This is a genomic window from Novosphingobium sp. BL-S-32 (assembly GCF_056857055.1).
In genome coordinates this window covers 303,551-319,427 of the sequence record NZ_CM166476.1, presented here as the reverse complement: position 1 = coordinate 319,427, position 15,877 = coordinate 303,551, and the positions used below count along the sequence as shown (strand labels likewise).

General features: G+C 65.1%; 16 protein-coding genes. 7 read left to right on the top strand and 9 right to left on the bottom strand.

Annotated elements, in window-relative coordinates; all coding sequences use genetic code 11:
- Positions 1-4: 4 nt before the first annotated feature.
- The 3 genes from AC1VVK_RS01590 to radA form a co-directional block, all read right to left on the bottom strand.
- Positions 5-436: an iron-sulfur cluster assembly scaffold protein gene (locus AC1VVK_RS01590; RefSeq protein ID WP_482904098.1), complete on the bottom strand. Its 432-nt coding sequence runs from the start codon at positions 434-436 to the stop codon at positions 5-7.
- Positions 437-441: 5 nt separating this feature from the next.
- Complete coding sequence (locus AC1VVK_RS01585) at positions 442-969, bottom strand: CvpA family protein (RefSeq protein ID WP_132385348.1); 528 nt, start codon at positions 967-969, stop codon at positions 442-444.
- 85 nt (positions 970-1,054) lie between these two features.
- The gene (radA, locus tag AC1VVK_RS01580; protein WP_482904097.1) at positions 1,055-2,422 is read right to left on the bottom strand and encodes a DNA repair protein RadA; all 1,368 of its coding nucleotides are present in this window, start codon (positions 2,420-2,422) and stop codon (positions 1,055-1,057) included.
- Positions 2,423-2,493: 71 nt separating this feature from the next.
- On the opposite strand from radA, the gene AC1VVK_RS01575 reads away from it, so the two are divergent.
- Entirely contained in the window at positions 2,494-4,797 is a 2,304-nt protein-coding gene (locus tag AC1VVK_RS01575) for a patatin-like protein (protein ID WP_482904096.1), read from the top strand.
- Positions 4,798-4,932: 135 nt separating this feature from the next.
- Here AC1VVK_RS01575 and dnaJ read toward each other — a convergent pair whose 3' ends face one another.
- Positions 4,933-6,066, bottom strand: a complete 1,134-nt coding sequence (gene dnaJ / locus AC1VVK_RS01570) for a molecular chaperone DnaJ (RefSeq protein ID WP_132385345.1) — start codon at positions 6,064-6,066, stop codon at positions 4,933-4,935.
- Positions 6,067-6,147: 81 nt separating this feature from the next.
- Complete coding sequence (gene dnaK, locus AC1VVK_RS01565) at positions 6,148-8,058, bottom strand: molecular chaperone DnaK (RefSeq protein ID WP_132385344.1); 1,911 nt, start codon at positions 8,056-8,058, stop codon at positions 6,148-6,150.
- A gap of 233 nt (positions 8,059-8,291) precedes the next feature.
- On the opposite strand from dnaK, the gene AC1VVK_RS01560 reads away from it, so the two are divergent.
- Together AC1VVK_RS01560 and AC1VVK_RS01555 are read left to right on the top strand one after the other, a co-directional pair.
- Complete coding sequence (locus AC1VVK_RS01560; RefSeq protein WP_482904095.1) at positions 8,292-8,942, top strand: copper chaperone PCu(A)C; 651 nt, start codon at positions 8,292-8,294, stop codon at positions 8,940-8,942.
- Positions 8,939-9,442, top strand: coding sequence for a vgr related protein (locus AC1VVK_RS01555; RefSeq protein WP_482905093.1), 504 nt, complete (start codon positions 8,939-8,941; stop codon positions 9,440-9,442). The genes AC1VVK_RS01560 and AC1VVK_RS01555 overlap by 4 nt, the downstream gene beginning before the upstream one ends.
- Before the next feature lie 7 nt (positions 9,443-9,449).
- Here AC1VVK_RS01555 and AC1VVK_RS01550 read toward each other — a convergent pair whose 3' ends face one another.
- The 3 genes from AC1VVK_RS01550 to hrcA all read right to left on the bottom strand — a co-directional run bounded on the left by AC1VVK_RS01550 (position 9,450) and on the right by hrcA (position 11,459).
- On the bottom strand, positions 9,450-9,704 hold the full coding sequence (locus AC1VVK_RS01550) for a glycine zipper domain-containing protein (RefSeq protein ID WP_132385342.1): 255 nt from the start codon (positions 9,702-9,704) through the stop codon (positions 9,450-9,452).
- 130 nt (positions 9,705-9,834) lie between these two features.
- Positions 9,835-10,398, bottom strand: a complete 564-nt coding sequence (gene grpE / locus AC1VVK_RS01545; protein WP_132385341.1) for a nucleotide exchange factor GrpE — start codon at positions 10,396-10,398, stop codon at positions 9,835-9,837.
- A 17-nt stretch (positions 10,399-10,415) separates the two neighbouring features.
- Entirely contained in the window at positions 10,416-11,459 is a 1,044-nt protein-coding gene (hrcA, locus tag AC1VVK_RS01540; RefSeq protein WP_132385340.1) for a heat-inducible transcriptional repressor HrcA, read from the bottom strand.
- A gap of 98 nt (positions 11,460-11,557) precedes the next feature.
- Between hrcA and rph the strand changes: the two genes are divergently transcribed.
- The 4 genes from rph (at position 11,558) to AC1VVK_RS01520 (ending at position 15,042) form a co-directional block, all read left to right on the top strand.
- Positions 11,558-12,274 carry a ribonuclease PH gene (gene rph / locus AC1VVK_RS01535; RefSeq protein WP_132385339.1) on the top strand — a complete coding sequence of 239 codons (717 nt, stop codon included), beginning with the start codon at positions 11,558-11,560 and terminating at the stop codon, positions 12,272-12,274.
- Positions 12,275-12,358: 84 nt separating this feature from the next.
- Positions 12,359-12,988, top strand: coding sequence for an RdgB/HAM1 family non-canonical purine NTP pyrophosphatase (gene rdgB, locus AC1VVK_RS01530; protein ID WP_132385338.1), 630 nt, complete (start codon positions 12,359-12,361; stop codon positions 12,986-12,988).
- A 9-nt stretch (positions 12,989-12,997) separates the two neighbouring features.
- The gene (hemW, locus tag AC1VVK_RS01525) at positions 12,998-14,149 is read left to right on the top strand and encodes a radical SAM family heme chaperone HemW (protein WP_482904094.1); all 1,152 of its coding nucleotides are present in this window, start codon (positions 12,998-13,000) and stop codon (positions 14,147-14,149) included.
- The gene (locus tag AC1VVK_RS01520; RefSeq protein ID WP_482904093.1) at positions 14,146-15,042 is read left to right on the top strand and encodes a tyrosine recombinase XerC; all 897 of its coding nucleotides are present in this window, start codon (positions 14,146-14,148) and stop codon (positions 15,040-15,042) included. Before hemW ends, AC1VVK_RS01520 begins: the two co-directional genes overlap by 4 nt.
- A gap of 47 nt (positions 15,043-15,089) precedes the next feature.
- On the opposite strand, the gene aqpZ is transcribed toward AC1VVK_RS01520, so the two are convergent.
- Positions 15,090-15,788, bottom strand: coding sequence for an aquaporin Z (aqpZ, locus tag AC1VVK_RS01515; protein ID WP_482904092.1), 699 nt, complete (start codon positions 15,786-15,788; stop codon positions 15,090-15,092).
- Positions 15,789-15,877 lie beyond the last annotated feature (89 nt).

Below are 15,877 nucleotides of genomic sequence, written 5' to 3'. Positions count from 1 at the left end.
CGGTTTAACCGGTCTCGCCTGCCTCGGGAAGCGCGGCGAGAGCAGCTCTCCACGGGAGCATGACCGCGCCATGCCGCGCCGGATAGTCCCGCGCAGCGGCGATCGTTACAAGGCCGGGCCAATCGGGCAGCGGCGCGTCGCCGGAGAGCCAGCGGGAAATGGCTTGCCCCGCCTCGGCCAGTTCCGCACGGTTACGCCCCTGTGCGGCATCGGCGAAGATTGCGGCGGCTGCCTGTCCGATCGCACAGGCCTGGCTGCGCACGCCGAGCCTGGCGACTCTGCCCTCCCCGTCAAGCGAGAGGCCGAGCGCGATCGTGCTGCCGCAACTGGGCGAGCGCGCTTCCGCCGTGAAGGGCAGTTCGCCGTCCCAGCGGTATGTCGCCAGCCTTACCGCCAGGCCAAGGACTTCGGGGGTATAGAGGACCGTTGTTGCCATACCGGTCAGGACTTGCTGTCCTGCGCGTCGGCCGTCTGGGCCTCACGCCGCCGGTCGGCCAGCATCTTCACGAGCGCTTCGCTGCTGGCATTGACGAAGGAATAGGTCCGCGCCTCCTTGATCCAGTCGGGGCGGCCGGCCGCCCCCCAGATCGTGTCGTAGCCGAGCACCAGCACCGAGAAACCGATCACCGTGATCAGCACGCCCTTGACCGCACCGAAGCCGAAACCGAGCACCCGGTCGATCGGGCCCAGCAGCGAGGCGCGGCTTGCGCGGCCCGCCCAGTTGGCGACCAGCTTGACCGCCGCGAACGGCACCAGCAGGCAGAGCGCAAAGGCAAGGACAGGCGTTGCCGAACCGTCGCCGGTATGGGGTTCGAGCCAGTGTGCGACCGGCGTGTGCAGTGTGCGGATGGCGATGACAGCAGAGACCCACGCCCCCAGGGCAAGGATCTCTTGCACGAAACCACGCATGAAACCCGTGACGGCACCAACGCCGACGATGACGAGAACTGCAATATCGAAACCGGTCATGGTATCCGCGAAACTAGAGCCTGAAGATCGAAGAGATAACACCGAGAACGCCCATGGCGATCCTCGCTCCCTTCGCCGGCAGGCTCTAGGCATCCGCCAGAATACGGTCAACGAGGTTGGGCAACATAGAAAGGCCCGTGAAGTCCAGCCCCTTCTCGGGCTTGGTGGTGGCGACCGGACCGAACGCGCTACCGAATCCAAGCTTGGCCGATTCTCGCTGTCGGATCGATGAATGGGCCACCGGGCGAATCTCGCCCGCCAGCGAGACTTCGCCGAACCAGACCGCGTTCTTGGGCAGAGGGCGGTCCCCCAGCGCGGAAACCAACGCGGCGGCCACGGCAAGATCGGCGGCCGGGTCTGCCAGACGGTAGCCACCGGCGACGTTGAGATAGACTTCCGCACTGGAGAAATTGAGCCCGCAGCGCGCTTCCAGCACCGCCAGCAGCATGGCCATGCGGCCCGAATCCCAGCCAACCACGGCACGGCGCGGTGTCGCCCCGCTCTGAAGACGGACGATCAGCGCCTGGATCTCGATCAGGACCGGCCGCGTGCCCTCCATCGCCGCGAAAACCGCACTGCCTGCCATCGCGTCCTCACGACCCGACAGGAACAGCATCGACGGGTTGCCGACCTCGGCCAGCCCGGCACCTTCCATCGCGAAAACGCCGATCTCGTCGACCGGACCGAAGCGATTCTTGAGACTGCGCAGGATGCGGTACTGATGGCTGCGTTCGCCCTCGAAGCTCATCACCACGTCGACCATGTGTTCCAGCACGCGCGGACCGGCGATGCTGCCGTCCTTGGTGACATGGCCGACAAGGATCAGCGTGACGTCGTTTTCCTTGGCATAGCGGATCAGTTCGAAAGCGCAGCCACGCACCTGGCTGACCGTGCCGGGTGCGCCCTCGATCGTGTCCGAATGCATGGTCTGGATCGAATCGATCACCAGCAGCGAGGGCGGATCCATCATCCCCAGCGTCGTCAGGATATCGCGCACGGAAGTCGCTGAAGCGAGCTGGATCGGCGATTTCGACAGGCCAAGGCGTTCCGCTCGCAGGCGCACTTGCCCCGCCGCCTCTTCGCCGCTGACATAGACCGCCGTACTGCCGGAATTGGCGATATGCGCCGCAGCCTGAAGCAGCAGCGTCGATTTGCCGATGCCCGGATCACCGCCCAGCAGAATCGCCGAGCCCGGCACAAGTCCGCCGCCCAGTGCGCGGTCGAATTCGGCAAGTCCGCTCGCTCGCCGCTTGGGCAATTCGCCCGGGGCATCGAGGGGCGTAAACAGGATCGGCCGCCCGCCCGACGAAAGATCGTGCTTCGAGGAGAACACCGTCTGCGGCGCATCCTCGGACAGCGTGTTCCACTCGCTGCAATCGGGGCACTGACCCTGCCAGCGGTTGGAAACGCCTCCACAGGCCTGACAGACATATCTACGCTTGGGCTTCACCATGGCGCATCGATTATCTGGAACGGAATGAGAACGCAATTGCCTTTCGGCGCGAGCCGTTCCAAGCTAAGTGCATGCGCCAGAAGGAACTGCGGATCGCGCTCGTCTGCTACGGCGGCGTCAGCCTTGCCGTCTACATGCACGGTGTCACCAAGGAGCTGTGGAAGGTCCTCCAAGCCAGTCGTGCCTATTGGGCCGGCGATGTCGAACCGGTGGGGACCACCGCCGTCTACCTGCGCCTGCTGAGGGGGCTGGAAGCGGCCGGAAACCTGCGTTTGCGGGTGCTGTGCGACATTGTCGCCGGAGCCAGTGCAGGCGGCATCAACTCGATCTTTCTGGCGCAGGCGGTCCACTCGGGGCAGTCGCTGGAACCGCTGACCGACCTCTGGCTCGAATGCGCCGATGTCGACGAACTACTCGATCCCGAGGCGAAACCGTGGTCGGGGCGCACCAAGTTCTGGGCGCATCCACTCGTGTCTTACCTGCTGACACGGCCGGGCAATGCCGTGAATGCCAGCGTCGCCCCGGAAACGCGGCAGGAAGTGCGCGACAAGCTCTCCCGCCTGATCCGCTCGCGCTGGTTCGAGCCGCCTTTCAGCGGCATCGGCTTTTCGCGCCTGCTCGCGCGCGCGTTGACGGCCATGGGGGCGACTCAAGGGCCCGCCTTGTTGCCGCTGCGCCACCCGATCGACCTGTTCGTCACGGCCACCGACTTCAAGGGGCATCTCGAAACCTTGCGGCTCCATTCACCCGAACTGGTGCTGGAAAGCGAACACCGGCTGACGTTCGGCTTCCGTGCGCGCAGCGGCGAACCGGAACTGGCGGCGCTTCCCGAGCTGGTGATGGCTGCGCGGTCGACCGCCAGCTTTCCCGGCGCATTCCCGCCGCTTCAGTTGGAGGAGATCGACCGGCTTGTCAGCGAAAGCGGCATCGATTGGCCGGGACGCGACGCGTTTGTGCGGCGGGTCATGCCCGAGCATGCGGCACGCGGCGATCTCGATTCGGTCTCGCTGATCGACGGTTCGGTGCTGGTGAACGCGCCCTTCGCAGATGCCATGCGGGTGCTGCGCGATCGCCCGGCCACGCGTGAGGTGGACCGCCGCTTCGTTTATATTGATCCCGCGCCGGACCGGATCGGCGCCGACCTCAGGCGCGATACCCGGCCTCCGGGCTTCTTCACCACGATCTTCGGTTCGCTCTCCTCGATCCCGCGCGAACAGCCGATTCGCGACAATCTGGAAGCGCTGGAGGAAGATTCGCGCGAGATGGCCACGCTGCGCGCCATCGTGCGCGCACTGCGGCCGGAGATCGAGGACACGGTGGGCAGCCTGTTCGGGCATACGCTGTTCCTTGACCGACCGACTCCCAAGCGGCTCGCAAACTGGCGGGCGCGCGCGCAGCAGGCCGCGTTCGAGCAGGCGGGCTTTGCGTACCACGGTTATGTCCAGGTCAAGTTTACCGGCGTCGTCACCATGCTGGCGCGGCTCGTGTTCGAAGCGGCGAAAGGGCTGGGTGTCGGCTCGACCGCGCCCATCGTCGAGCGGCTCTATTCCTATCTCTCGGAGAACGGGATCGACCGCATGCAGCCGCTGCGCGGGGGGACATCTCCCGGCATGGCGGCCTTCTTCCTCATGCAGGACATCTCCTTCCGCATCCGCCGTCTGCGCCTGCTGGCGCGCCGGGTAACGCAAGAATGGAGCCTCGACGGCGACGTTGACGAGAGCCAGCGCGACGCCGCGCGCGAGGCGATCTACGGCGCGCTGGCGCTCTATATCGACGCCGAATCGGTGTCATATCTGGGTGAGGAATTCACCGCGCTTGCCGAACGCGTGTTCGAGGACCCCGGTGCCCTGCTCGATCATGTTGCCGACCGCCGCGAGCTGCTGGAAATCGACGCGCAAGTAGACGAGATCCTTGCCGAAATGCTCTCGGCCATGCCGGCGGGACTGCGCAAGCGGCTGCTGCTCGCCTACCTCGGTTACCCGTTCTACGATACTGTGACGCTGCCTTTGCTGCGCGGCGATGGGCTGACCGAGTTCGATCCCGTGCGCGTAGACCGCATCTCGCCCGAGGACTGCACCGCGATCCGCGAAGGGCCGACCTTGCGCGGATCGGAATTCTACAACTTCGGCGCCTTCTTCAGCCGCGCCTACCGTGAGAACGATTATCTCTGGGGCCGCCTTCACGGCGCCGAGCGGATGATCGACCTGCTCGCTTCCACGCTGGACGGCGAATACGCGCTCCCGGAACGCGAGATCGAAACGCTGCGCCGGGACGCTTTTCTGGCGGTTTTGAAGGAAGAAGAGGATCGGCTGACTGCTGATCCGGAGCTCATCAAAAACCTGCGTGAAGAGGTGCTGCGCGGTGGGAACACCTGAGGCTCTCGTCCCAAAACCACTCGTCGCCCCCGCGCAGGCGGGGGCGACGCTGCCTTTTTGCTACATCGCAAGAAAAGCGGGGTCCACGCCCACGCGGGGACGACGAGGGTGTTATCGGATGAGTTCCCGCCCGAATTACTCGGTCAGGTCGTTCCACGCTTCCTTGATGCGGTCGAAGAAGCCCTTGGAACCGGGGCATTCCTCACCCGTCTCGGTGGACTGAAGTTCGCGCAGCAGTTCCTTCTGGCGCGCGGAAAGCTTGGTGGGTGTCTCGACGGTGATCTCGATAACGAGATCGCCCCGGCCCCTGCCCTGCAACACCGGCATGCCAGCGCCGCGCTTGCGCAACTGCTTGCCCGACTGGATGCCAGCGGGAATGTCGAGCGTGATCGGCTCGCCGTCGATGCCCGGAATCTCGATCGATCCGCCGAGTGCCGCCGTCGTGAACGTGATCGGGACCCGCGTCAGCAGCGAAGTGCCGTCGCGTTCGAACACCTTGTGGCGCTTCACATGAAGGAAGATGTAGAGATCGCCCGGAGGAGCGCCGAACGGCCCGGCCTCGCCCTTGCCGGCAAGACGGATGCGGGTACCCGAATCGACACCCGGCGGGATCTCCACCTGAAGCGTCTGGGGCTGATCCACCCGACCTTCGCCGCCACAGGAGCGGCACGGCTTTTCGATCACTTCGCCCCGGCCGTGGCAGGTGGGGCAAGTCCGCTCGACCACGAAGAAGCCTTGCTGCGCACGAACTTTGCCGTGGCCGCCGCACATGTTGCAGGTGCGCTTGCCGGTGCCAGGCTCGGCGCCCGAACCGTGGCAAGGCTCGCAGCTTTGCGAGACCTCGATGGTGATTTCGGTGGTCTTGCCCTGGAAAGCCTCGTCGAGGCTGATTTCCATGTCGTAGCGCAAGTCGGCGCCGCGGCGTGCCTGCTGGCGTCCGCCGCCGCCCCCGAAGGCGCTGCCGAAGATGGATTCGAAGATGTCGCCGATGTCACCGAATTCGGCGCCCATGCCGGGGCCGCCACCGCCCATGCCCTGCTGGAACGCAGCATGGCCATAGCGATCGTAGGCCGCCCGCTTCTGGGGGTCCTTGAGGCAATCGTAAGCTTCGCTGATCTGCTTGAAGCGCGCCTCGGAATCGCCGCAACCGGGATTCTTGTCGGGGTGATAGCGCATCGCGAGCCGGCGATAGGCGGACTTGATAGTCTTGTCGTCGGCGCTGCGCTCTACTTCGAGCAGTTCGTAATAGTCGATTTCGGTAGCTGACACGTTTCGTTATTCCCCGCGTGCGACCTGGCCGCCACCGCTACGATCCGTAACGATGGCGGCCACGCTTGTCATGAGGACCGGTCAGCCCTTGTTGTTTTCGTCGACTTCCGAGAATTCGGCGTCGACAACGCCATCGTCCTCGGCCGGAGCGGCGTCCGGAGACGCAGCCGAAGCCTGCTCCTTCTCGTAGATGGACTGACCCATCTTCATCGCCACTTCGGTCAGTGCCTGCGACTTGGCCGTGATGTCGGCGGAATCGCCGCCTTCGATCGCTGCCTTGGTCGCGGCGATGGCCGCTTCGACTTCCGACTTCAGGCCGGCGTCGATCTTGTCGCCATGCTCGGCGATCTGCTGCTCGGTCGCGTGGACGAGGCTGTCGGCGTTGTTCTTGGCCTCTGCGGCCTCACGACGCTTCTTGTCCTCTTCGGCGAACTTCTCGGCATCCTTGACCATCTGGTCGATGTCGTTGTCCGACAGACCGCCCGAAGCCTGGATGCGGATCTGCTGTTCCTTGCCGGTGCCCTTGTCCTTGGCAGAGACGTTGACGATGCCGTTGGCGTCGATGTCGAAGGTCACTTCGATCTGCGGCACGCCGCGACGTGCCGGCGGAATGCCGACGAGGTCGAACTGGCCGAGCATCTTGTTGTCCTGCGCCATCTCGCGCTCGCCCTGGAACACGCGGATGGTCACCGCCTGCTGGTTGTCCTCGGCGGTCGAGTAGACCTGGCTCTTCTTAGTCGGGATCGTCGTGTTACGGTCGATCATCTTGGTCATGATGCCGCCCAGCGTCTCGATACCCAGCGACAGCGGGGTCACGTCGAGCAGCAGCACGTCCTTGACGTCGCCCTGAAGCACGCCGGCCTGGATCGCGGCGCCCATGGCGACCACTTCGTCCGGGTTCACGCCGGTGTGCGGATCCTTGCCGAAGAAGTCCTTCACGACTTCGCGCACCTTGGGCATGCGGGTCATGCCGCCCACGAGCACGACGTCGTCGATGTCCTTGGCCGAGAGACCGGCATCGGCGATCGCCTTGCGGCAGGGTTCCAGCGTGCGCTGGATCAGGTCCGCAACCATCTTTTCAAGATCGGCGCGGGTAACGGTTTCGACGAGGTGCAGCGGGGTGGTGGCGCCGCCTTCCATGCGTGCGGTGATGAAGGGCAGGTTGACCTCGGTCGTCGCGGTGGACGACAGTTCGATCTTCGCCTTTTCGGCCGCTTCCTTCAGACGCTGCAGAGCCAGCTTGTCGCTGCGCAGGTCCATGCCTTCCTTGGCCTTGAACTTGTCGGCCAGCCATTCGACCAGCTTGGTGTCGAAGTCTTCACCGCCCAGGAACGTATCACCGTTGGTCGACTTCACTTCGAACACGCCGTCGCCGATTTCGAGGATCGAAACGTCGAAGGTGCCGCCGCCAAGATCGTAGACGGCGATGGTCTTGCCGTCCTGCTTGTCGAGGCCATAGGCCAGCGCGGCCGCAGTCGGCTCGTTGATGATGCGTAGCACTTCAAGACCGGCGATCTGGCCGGCGTCCTTGGTCGCCTGGCGCTGTGCGTCGTTGAAGTAGGCGGGCACGGTGATGACGGCCTGCGTCACGGTCTCGCCGAGGTACGATTCGGCGGTTTCCTTCATCTTCTGCAGAGTGAAAGCCGAGATCTGCGACGGGCTGTAGTCTTCGCCGCCGGCCTGGACCCAGGCGTCGCCGTTCTTGCCCTTGACGATGTGGTACGGAACCAACTCGGTGTCCTTCTTGGTCACCGGGTCGTCGAAGCGGCGGCCGATCAGGCGCTTCACCGCGAAAATCGTGTTGTCGCCGTTGGTCACGGCCTGGCGCTTTGCCGGCTGCCCGATCAGGCGCTCACCATCCTTGGTGAAAGCGACGATCGAGGGCGTCGTGCGAGCGCCTTCGGAATTCTCGATAACCTTCGGCTTGCCGCCGTCCATCACGGCCACGCAGCTATTGGTGGTGCCGAGGTCGATACCAATTACTTTTGCCATTATCCCCATTCCTCACGTCAGTGGATGACACCGCGCGGATAGCCCCCCCCGAACGAGGCAAGGCGGCTTGCACGGCTCGATGACGTTCAAGTCGTCGATGCGGCATATAGGTGCGGTTTGTGTTGGAACAAGAGCGTTGCAATGGCATTAGGCACGCGAAATTTTCATGGCCCCCAAATTTTTTACAGCCCAGAGACCGCCCCGGCCGAACGCCTGCCAGAAGGATGCCCAGCTTGAACATCAGCGTGAACATGAACGTCGACAAGAGCCGTACGCTGAGCCTGATCGCCGCCGCCCTGATCGTGACGCTGGCCGGCTGCAAGCAGGAGGCCTCGAATCCGCAGGACGGCACCGCCACTTCGGCGGCTGCGCAGGCGGGCACCGGCATCTCCGCACGCGATGGCAAGCTGGTCCTGCCGCCGATTCCCGGTCGTCCGGGCGCAGTCTACTTCACCGTGCGCAATGACGGTTCGGCACCTGTGGCGCTGACTTCCATCGAAGTTACCGGCGCGGGCAGCGCGCAGATGCACGAAACCAGCGGCGGGACGATGAAGGCGGTCGATTCGCTGCCTATCGCCCCGGGCGCCGAAATCAAATTCGCACCCGGCGGTCTCCACGTGATGGTCTTCGATATCTCGGGGGGGCTCAAGCCGGGCCTCACCACCGACCTCGTGCTGACCTTCTCCAATGGCAAAAAGCTGACGATGCCGGTCATGATCGACACCATGGGCGGCGGCGCCGATGGCAGCGACATGGACGGCATGGGGCCGATGGCAATGCCGAGCGGCGATGCTGGGGCCGGGGCCGGACACGGTCACGGCAATCACGGCGATCACGACAAGGGCGACGCCGCGATGGGGTCGATGCCGGGAATGGGCCACTGACCGTCCCGGGCGCCGCCCTCACCTGTCCAGCTGGCGGCGAACGCGGGCTGACGGCGGGGGAGGCAGCGCTCATCACCTCGGTCTTCGGCGCCGCGATCGACTGTGCGCCGGTTCGCATAAAGCGGCGACGCTGGTTTCCGGTGCAGCCGCCGCACGTCGTCATGGCGCCGTGCGGGCATTTGCACTTCCACCCGCGCTCACCGCTTTATGTTGACGATTTCGCTGAGGCCTCGCTGCCATTGCAGGGCCTCTTCATCCACGAAATGGTTCATGTCTGGCAGACGCAGCGCAAAGGTCGATGGTACCTTCCGCTGATGCGCCATCCGCTGTGCCGGTATGATTATACCCTGCGCCCCGGCTGGAAGCTGGAACGCTACGGCATCGAACAGCAAGCCGAGATCATCCGCCACGCCTTCCTGCTGGCGCGAGGAGAGCAGATCGCCGGCGCGCCGTCGCTGGAAAGCTACCGGGCGATACTGCCCTTTGGCGCGCCGTCCTAAACCGCGATCAGCAGTCGCGGTCCCAATAACGGTTACCGTCGCGGTCGTAGCGATAGCAGCCATTGTGCTTCTTCTGGGTCGAACCCACCGCGGCACCGGCCGCCGCGCCTATCGCCGCGCCCGCACCGGCATTACCGGCAATCGCACCGACACCGGCACCCAACGCACCGCCTGCCAAAGCGCCTTCGCCGCCGTAGTTACTGGCACATCCGGCCATGCCGAGCACGCCGGCAGCAATGATGGGAAGCATGAGCTTACGCATGACAATTCTCCCGAATCAGTTTCATACCTGAGCAACGGGCCGTCTGGCGGACGGTTCCTGTCCGCCGCGCGAATTGTCTACGACCCGCCCCCGCTCGTCGTGAGGAGGGCGGGCCGCCAAGGGTAGTCTATCAGTCCGGCTTCTTGGCCACGGCGACCATGGCCGGGCGCAGGAGGCGGTCCTTGATCATGTAACCGGCCTGGAGTTCCTGCACCACGGTACCGGGCTCCGCATCGGCCGAGGGGACCTCGATCATTGCCTGATGCTGGTTGGGATCGAGCGGCAGGCCCATCGCAGCGATTCGCGTGATGCCGTGGTTGGTGAAGACCTTGTCGATCTCGCGCCCGGTCGCCTCGATGCCGGCGACAAGGCTCTTCAGCTTGTCATCCTCGCGCAGTTCGGCGGGAATCGCCGTGAGTGCGCGGGCAAGGTTGTCGGCAACCGAAAGGATGTCCCGCGCGAAGCCCGTCGCGGCATAGGCGCGGGTGTCGGCGATGTCCTTTTCAAGGCGGCGACGTACGTTCTGGGTTTCGGCGCGCGCATAGAGCGCGTCCTGTTTGGACGTTTCGAGTTCCTCGCGCAGCTTTGCGACCTCGTCGCCAGCACTTGCCTTGTCGATCATGTCCTCGGGCACACCCTTCAGTTCTTCGGCCACGGCCGATTCTTCTGCCGACTGGGTTTTTTCTTCGGTCATTCTTCTTTGGTTCCAAGCTATCCGATGAGCTTGCCCAGGCTCTGGGCAGTGAAGTCCACCATGGGGACGACGCGCGCATAATTCAACCGAGTCGGGCCGATTACCCCCACCACTCCGACCACCCGACCCTCCCGGTCGCGATAGGGCGAGGCGATCACCGCCGAGCCGGAAAGCGCGAAAAGCCGGTTTTCGGAGCCGATGAAAATGCGCGTCGAATCGGCCTCGCGCGCAATGTCCAGCAGCTCGGCCACCGACTGCTTGTTCTCCAGATCGTCGAGCAGCGAGCGTACCCGTTCGAGATCGGACAGCGCCGTTTCATCGAGCAGGTTGGCCTGACCGCGCACGATCAGCACCGGGCGGTGCATGACATCCTCGCTCCAGACGGCAAGGCCGCGCTCCACGAGATCGCGGCTCGCCGCGTCGAGCGCCGAATGGCCGGAGGCGATCTCCGCACGCATGCTCCGCGCTGCTTCGGCAAGCGTCCGCCCGGCCAGATGCGCCGAAAGGTAGTTGGAGGCTTCCTCCAGCGCGCCCGGCGGCAAGCTCATCGGCAAATCGAGTACGCGGTTCTCCACTGCGCCGTCCTCACCCACCAGAACGGCCAATGCCCGGCCCGGCCCCAGTTCGACGAGCTGAAGCTGCACGAGTCGCGGTTCTCGCCGGGGCACCATGACCACGCCCGCGCCTGACGACATGCTGGACAGCAGCGCGCTGGTCGCCTCCAGCGCCGCCTCGATCGGGCCCGGCGCGGCGATGCGGCTTTCGATCGCCATGCGTTCCTCGGCCGTGGGTTCGGCCACTTGCATGATGCCGTCGACGAAGAGCCTCAGCCCCGCCTCGGTCGGCAGGCGGCCCGCGCTCGTGTGCGGCGCGGCCAGCAGGCCCAGCGATTCGAGGTCCGCCAGAACCGAGCGGATCGAGGCCGAGGAAAGATTTACCCCGCTCGTCCCCGCGAGCACTTTCGAGCCCACCGGGGTTCCGGTCGCAAGGTATCCCTCCACGACAAGGCGGAAAATGTCCCGGGCACGGGAGGTCAGTTCGGTTATCGGTTGGCTCGGCATCTCGCTTACAATTTAGGCAATGCCCTTGCGGCCTCAAGCCTATTCCGCCTAGGGGCACCGGGTTAATTCACGATCCGACTTCGAGCAGAGGAAATTCCATGCGACCTTCCGGCCGTGCGCCCGACGAGATGCGCGCTATCGACATCCAGACCGGTTTCACCAAGCACGCCGAAGGCTCGGTGCTGATTTCCTTCGGTGACACCCGCGTTCTCGTGACCGCTTCGGTAGAGGAAAAGGTGCCGCCGTTCCTGCGTGGCAAGGGTGAAGGCTGGGTAACGGCCGAATACTCGATGCTGCCCCGCGCCACCCACACGCGCGGTTCGCGTGAGGCCGCCAAGGGCAAGCAGTCCGGCCGCACGCAGGAAATCCAGCGCCTGATCGGCCGTAGCTTGCGCGCCGTGGTCGACATGAAGAAGCTCGGCGAGCGCCAGATCGTGCTCGACTGCGACGTGCTTCAGGCCGATGGCGGCACCCGCACCGCCTCGATCTCGGGCGCTTGGGTAGCGCTTCGCCTTGCCGTCGACAAGCTGATGGCTGAAGGCAAGATCAAGGAAGACCCGATCACCGGCCGCGTCGCCGCGATCTCCTGCGGCATCTGCGAGGGCACGCCGGTGCTCGATCTCGATTACGTCGAGGACAGCGCCGCCGATGCCGACGCCAACTTCGTGCTCATCGAAGGCGGCATGATCGCCGAAGCACAGGCAACCGCCGAAGGCGCGACTTACGACGAAGAAGGCCTGCTGCGCCTCCTCCGCCTTGCCCGTATCGGCTGCGACGGCATCTTCGCCGCGCAGGCCAAGGCGGTCGGACGCTAAGTTACCTCCCCCCACGACATTCCGTCGCCCCGCGCACGCGCCGGGGCGACGGAATTTAAGTACTAAGTACATCGGAAGCAGAGCATGACCCGCAAGCTCGGAAACACCCGCCTCGTCATCGCCACGCACAACGCGGGCAAGCTGAAGGAAATCTCGGCTCTGCTCGCGCCCCATGGGCTCGAATGCGTGTCGGCGGGCGAGCTTGGCCTGCCCGAACCGAAAGAGACCGGCACGACGTTCGTCGAGAACGCGCTGCTCAAGGCCCATGCCGCCGCGAAGGCGTCCGGGCTGCCGGCGCTCGCCGATGACAGCGGCCTCTCCGTGGTCGCGCTGGACGGGCGCCCCGGCGTCTACACCGCAGACTGGGCCGAGCGTCAGTGGTTCGAAGGCCCCAAGGGCCGCGACTGGTTCATGGCGATGGGCAAAGTCGAGGGGCTGCTCTGCGAACAGGGTCCCGACGTCGATCGCTCCTGCTGGTTCTCCTGCGTCCTCGCGATTGCCTGGCCCGATGGTGAAGAGGCCGTCTACGAGGGCCGTTCCAACGGCACGATGACCTGGCCGCCGCGCGGCACGATGGGCTTCGGCTACGATCCGATCTTCGTGCCCGATGGCTTCGAGATGACTTTCGCCGAACTCGATCCCGCGGACAAGGACCGCATCAGCCACCGCGCCGACGCCTTCGCCAAGCTGGTCGCGGAGCAGTTTGCCGCGTAAAGACCTGCCATGGCCCGCGCACTCTACATTCATTGGCCGTTTTGCCTCGCAAAGTGCCCCTATTGCGACTTCAACAGCCATGTGCGCGAGCGGGTCGAGCATGATCGCTGGCAGACGGGCCTACTGGCCGACATGCGGCGCGAACACGAAGTCGCGGGCGGAGAAAAGCTGTCGTCGATCTTCTTCGGCGGCGGCACGCCCTCGCTGATGCCCCCTGCCCTTGTGGCACGACTTCTTGAGGAAGCGGAAACGCTCTGGGGCTTTGACGAGGGCATCGAGATCACGCTGGAGGGCAATCCCTCCTCCGTCGAGGCAGCAAACTACGCCGCGCTGGCCGGGGCGGGCGTCAACCGCGTGTCGCTCGGGCTTCAGGCGCTGGATAATGAGACACTGCGATTCCTCGGTCGTCTGCACGATGCCAGCGAGGGTTTGAAGGCGCTCGACGTGGCGCAAAAGCAATTTGTGCGCGTCAGCTTCGACCTCATTTACGCGCGGCCGGGACAGAACCTCGACCAGTGGCGTGCGGAACTGGAACGCGCGCTCTCCTACGGCACTGGGCACCTTTCGCTCTACCAATTGACCATCGAGCCGGGCACCAAGTTCGCGACGATGGTGCGTCAGCACGAGTTCGAGCCGCTGGATGAGGACGCCTCAGCCGACATGTTCGCCCTCACGCGCGAGATGACGGCGGCCGCCGGAATTCCGGCCTATGAGATCAGCAACCACGCTCGTCCGGGCGAGGAAAGCCGCCACAACCTCGCCTACTGGCGTTATCAGGACTATTGCGGCATCGGCCCCGGCGCGCATGGACGGCGCGGCGGTGTGGCAACCACGCGCCATCGCAAGCCCGAGAACTGGCTGGAAGCGATCGACCGCGCCGGCCACGGCATCAACGAAACCCGCGAACTCGGCCGCCGCGAGCAGGCGAGCGAGGCCATGCTGATGGGCCTGCGCCTTGGCGAAGGTGTCGATCTCGACGCCACGGCGTCACGCTTCGGTCTTTCTGCCGCTGAGTTGTGCGACGACGCCAAGGCCGCGTTCTACGAAACGCAGGGCCTCGTCCGGCGCGAGGGCAAGCGCCTGATCGTGACCGAGGCCGGAATGGCACTGCTCGATGGCCTGCTCGCCGAGCTGGTGCCCGCCGATCTCGTCGAGACATGACCAAGGCGGACTTGCTCGAAGCCTGGGGCAGCCACCTCGTCCATGCCCGGCGGCGCAGTCCGCATACCTGCCGCGCCTACATCGCCACTGCCGCGCGGCTGATCGACGGCCTTGAAACGCCTGACTGGGATGCGCTGACCCGCGTCGATGCCGCCGCCTTGCGTCGCCATCTCGCGGATCGGCGCGAGGACGGGATCGGCAATGTTTCGGCCGCGCGCGAACTATCCGCCATCAAGGCCTTCCTCACTTTCGCCCGCGCGCAGGCAGGTGTGTCCGAACGCGCTGGACCGCGTATCCGGGGGCCGCGCATCAAGAAGGGCATTCCGCGCCCGGTCACGCCGGACGAAGCCGTAAATCTCGCCGCTACCGTGGAGGAAGATGCTCGTGAGGAGTGGATCGGCGCACGGGATCGCGCCGTGCTCTTGCTGCTCTATGGCGCCGGAATGCGTATTGCCGAGGCACTCTCGCTGACCGGCGCGGCCATGCCGCTTGGGGAGACGATCACGGTCACGGGCAAGGGCAACAAGCAGCGGGTCGTGCCGCTTCTGCCGGTGGTGCGCGAAGGGGTCGCGGACTATGTGGACAAGTGCCCCTGGCCGCTTGAGCGCAGCGGTCCGCTGTTTCGCGGCGCCAAAGGCGGCGGGTTGTCTCAAGGCATGGTGCAGAAGGCCATGGCGCGCGCGCGCATCGCGCTCGGCCTGCCCTCCACCGCGACGCCGCATGCCCTGCGCCACAGCTTCGCGACGCATCTGCTGGGTGCGGGTGCGGACCTGAGGAGTCTTCAGGAACTGCTCGGCCACGCGAGCCTTGGCTCGACGCAGATCTATACGAAAGTGGACGCGGCGACGCTGCTTGACGTCTACCGCAACGCCCACCCGCGCGAGCAGGGGTAGAAATCAGAGGGGGAACAGGGGGCACGTGGCCCCCTGCGTCAGCCCATTCAGATCGCGCCTTCGTCTGGCGCCAGCAGGAAACGCCAGATCAGCGCGCCGATGGCCGCGCCGACCAGCGGAGCCACCCAAAACACCCAGAGCTGGCTGAGTGCCGCCGTCTCCGCGAAGAGTGCCACGCCGGTCGAGCGAGCCGGGTTCACCGAGGTATTGGTGACCGGGATCGAGATCAGGTGGATCAGCGTGAGCGCCAGACCAATGGCCAGCGGGCCGAATCCGGCCGGTGCTATCCTGGAGGTCGAGCCAAGGATGACGATGATGAAGCCCGCCGTCAGGATCGTCTCGATGAGCAGCGCCGCGTGGAGCGAATAGCCACCGGGCGAAAGATCGCCGAAGCCGTTGGTGGCAAAGCCGCCGGGTGTCCACCCCGCCTTGCCCGAAGCGATAGCGAAGAGCGCCGCCGCCGCCACGATGGCGCCGATGACCTGGGCGATCCAGTAGGGGATCAGGTCTTTCCAGTCGAGCCGGCCGCCGACGGCCATGCCGAACGACACCGCCGGATTGAAGTGTCCGCCGGAAATCGCGCCGACCGCATAGGCCATTGTCACCACTGTAAGCCCGAAGGCCAGTGCGACGCCGGCAAATCCAATGCCAAGTTGAGGGAAGGCCGCTGCGAGGACTGCAGAACCGCAGCCTCCGAAAACAAGCCAGAAGGTACCGAAGAATTCAGCTGCCAGTCTCTTGGACATAACGCCTGCTCCCCTATGGTTGCGGGGGAAGAATACGTCAGTATGCTTAAGCAGGATAGCTGGGAATTACACTAAGCCGATATCCGACT

What these genes read in the sequence shown, in the direction of transcription:
- dnaK (WP_132385344.1), bottom strand. Translation starts at nt 8,058, where the DNA reads ATGGCAAAAGTAATTGGTATCGACCTCGGCACCACCAATAGCTGCGTG.
- grpE (WP_132385341.1), bottom strand. Translation starts at nt 10,398, where the DNA reads ATGACCGAAGAAAAAACCCAGTCGGCAGAAGAATCGGCCGTGGCCGAA.
- AC1VVK_RS01550 (WP_132385342.1), bottom strand. Translation starts at nt 9,704, where the DNA reads ATGCGTAAGCTCATGCTTCCCATCATTGCTGCCGGCGTGCTCGGCATG.
- aqpZ (WP_482904092.1), bottom strand. Translation starts at nt 15,788, where the DNA reads ATGTCCAAGAGACTGGCAGCTGAATTCTTCGGTACCTTCTGGCTTGTT.
- AC1VVK_RS01520 (WP_482904093.1), top strand. Translation starts at nt 14,146, where the DNA reads ATGACCAAGGCGGACTTGCTCGAAGCCTGGGGCAGCCACCTCGTCCAT.
- rph (WP_132385339.1), top strand. Translation starts at nt 11,558, where the DNA reads ATGCGACCTTCCGGCCGTGCGCCCGACGAGATGCGCGCTATCGACATC.
- AC1VVK_RS01590 (WP_482904098.1), bottom strand. Translation starts at nt 436, where the DNA reads ATGGCAACAACGGTCCTCTATACCCCCGAAGTCCTTGGCCTGGCGGTA.
- rdgB (WP_132385338.1), top strand. Translation starts at nt 12,359, where the DNA reads ATGACCCGCAAGCTCGGAAACACCCGCCTCGTCATCGCCACGCACAAC.
- hrcA (WP_132385340.1), bottom strand. Translation starts at nt 11,459, where the DNA reads ATGCCGAGCCAACCGATAACCGAACTGACCTCCCGTGCCCGGGACATT.
- AC1VVK_RS01575 (WP_482904096.1), top strand. Translation starts at nt 2,494, where the DNA reads ATGCGCCAGAAGGAACTGCGGATCGCGCTCGTCTGCTACGGCGGCGTC.
- radA (WP_482904097.1), bottom strand. Translation starts at nt 2,422, where the DNA reads ATGGTGAAGCCCAAGCGTAGATATGTCTGTCAGGCCTGTGGAGGCGTT.
- AC1VVK_RS01585 (WP_132385348.1), bottom strand. Translation starts at nt 969, where the DNA reads ATGACCGGTTTCGATATTGCAGTTCTCGTCATCGTCGGCGTTGGTGCC.
- hemW (WP_482904094.1), top strand. Translation starts at nt 12,998, where the DNA reads ATGGCCCGCGCACTCTACATTCATTGGCCGTTTTGCCTCGCAAAGTGC.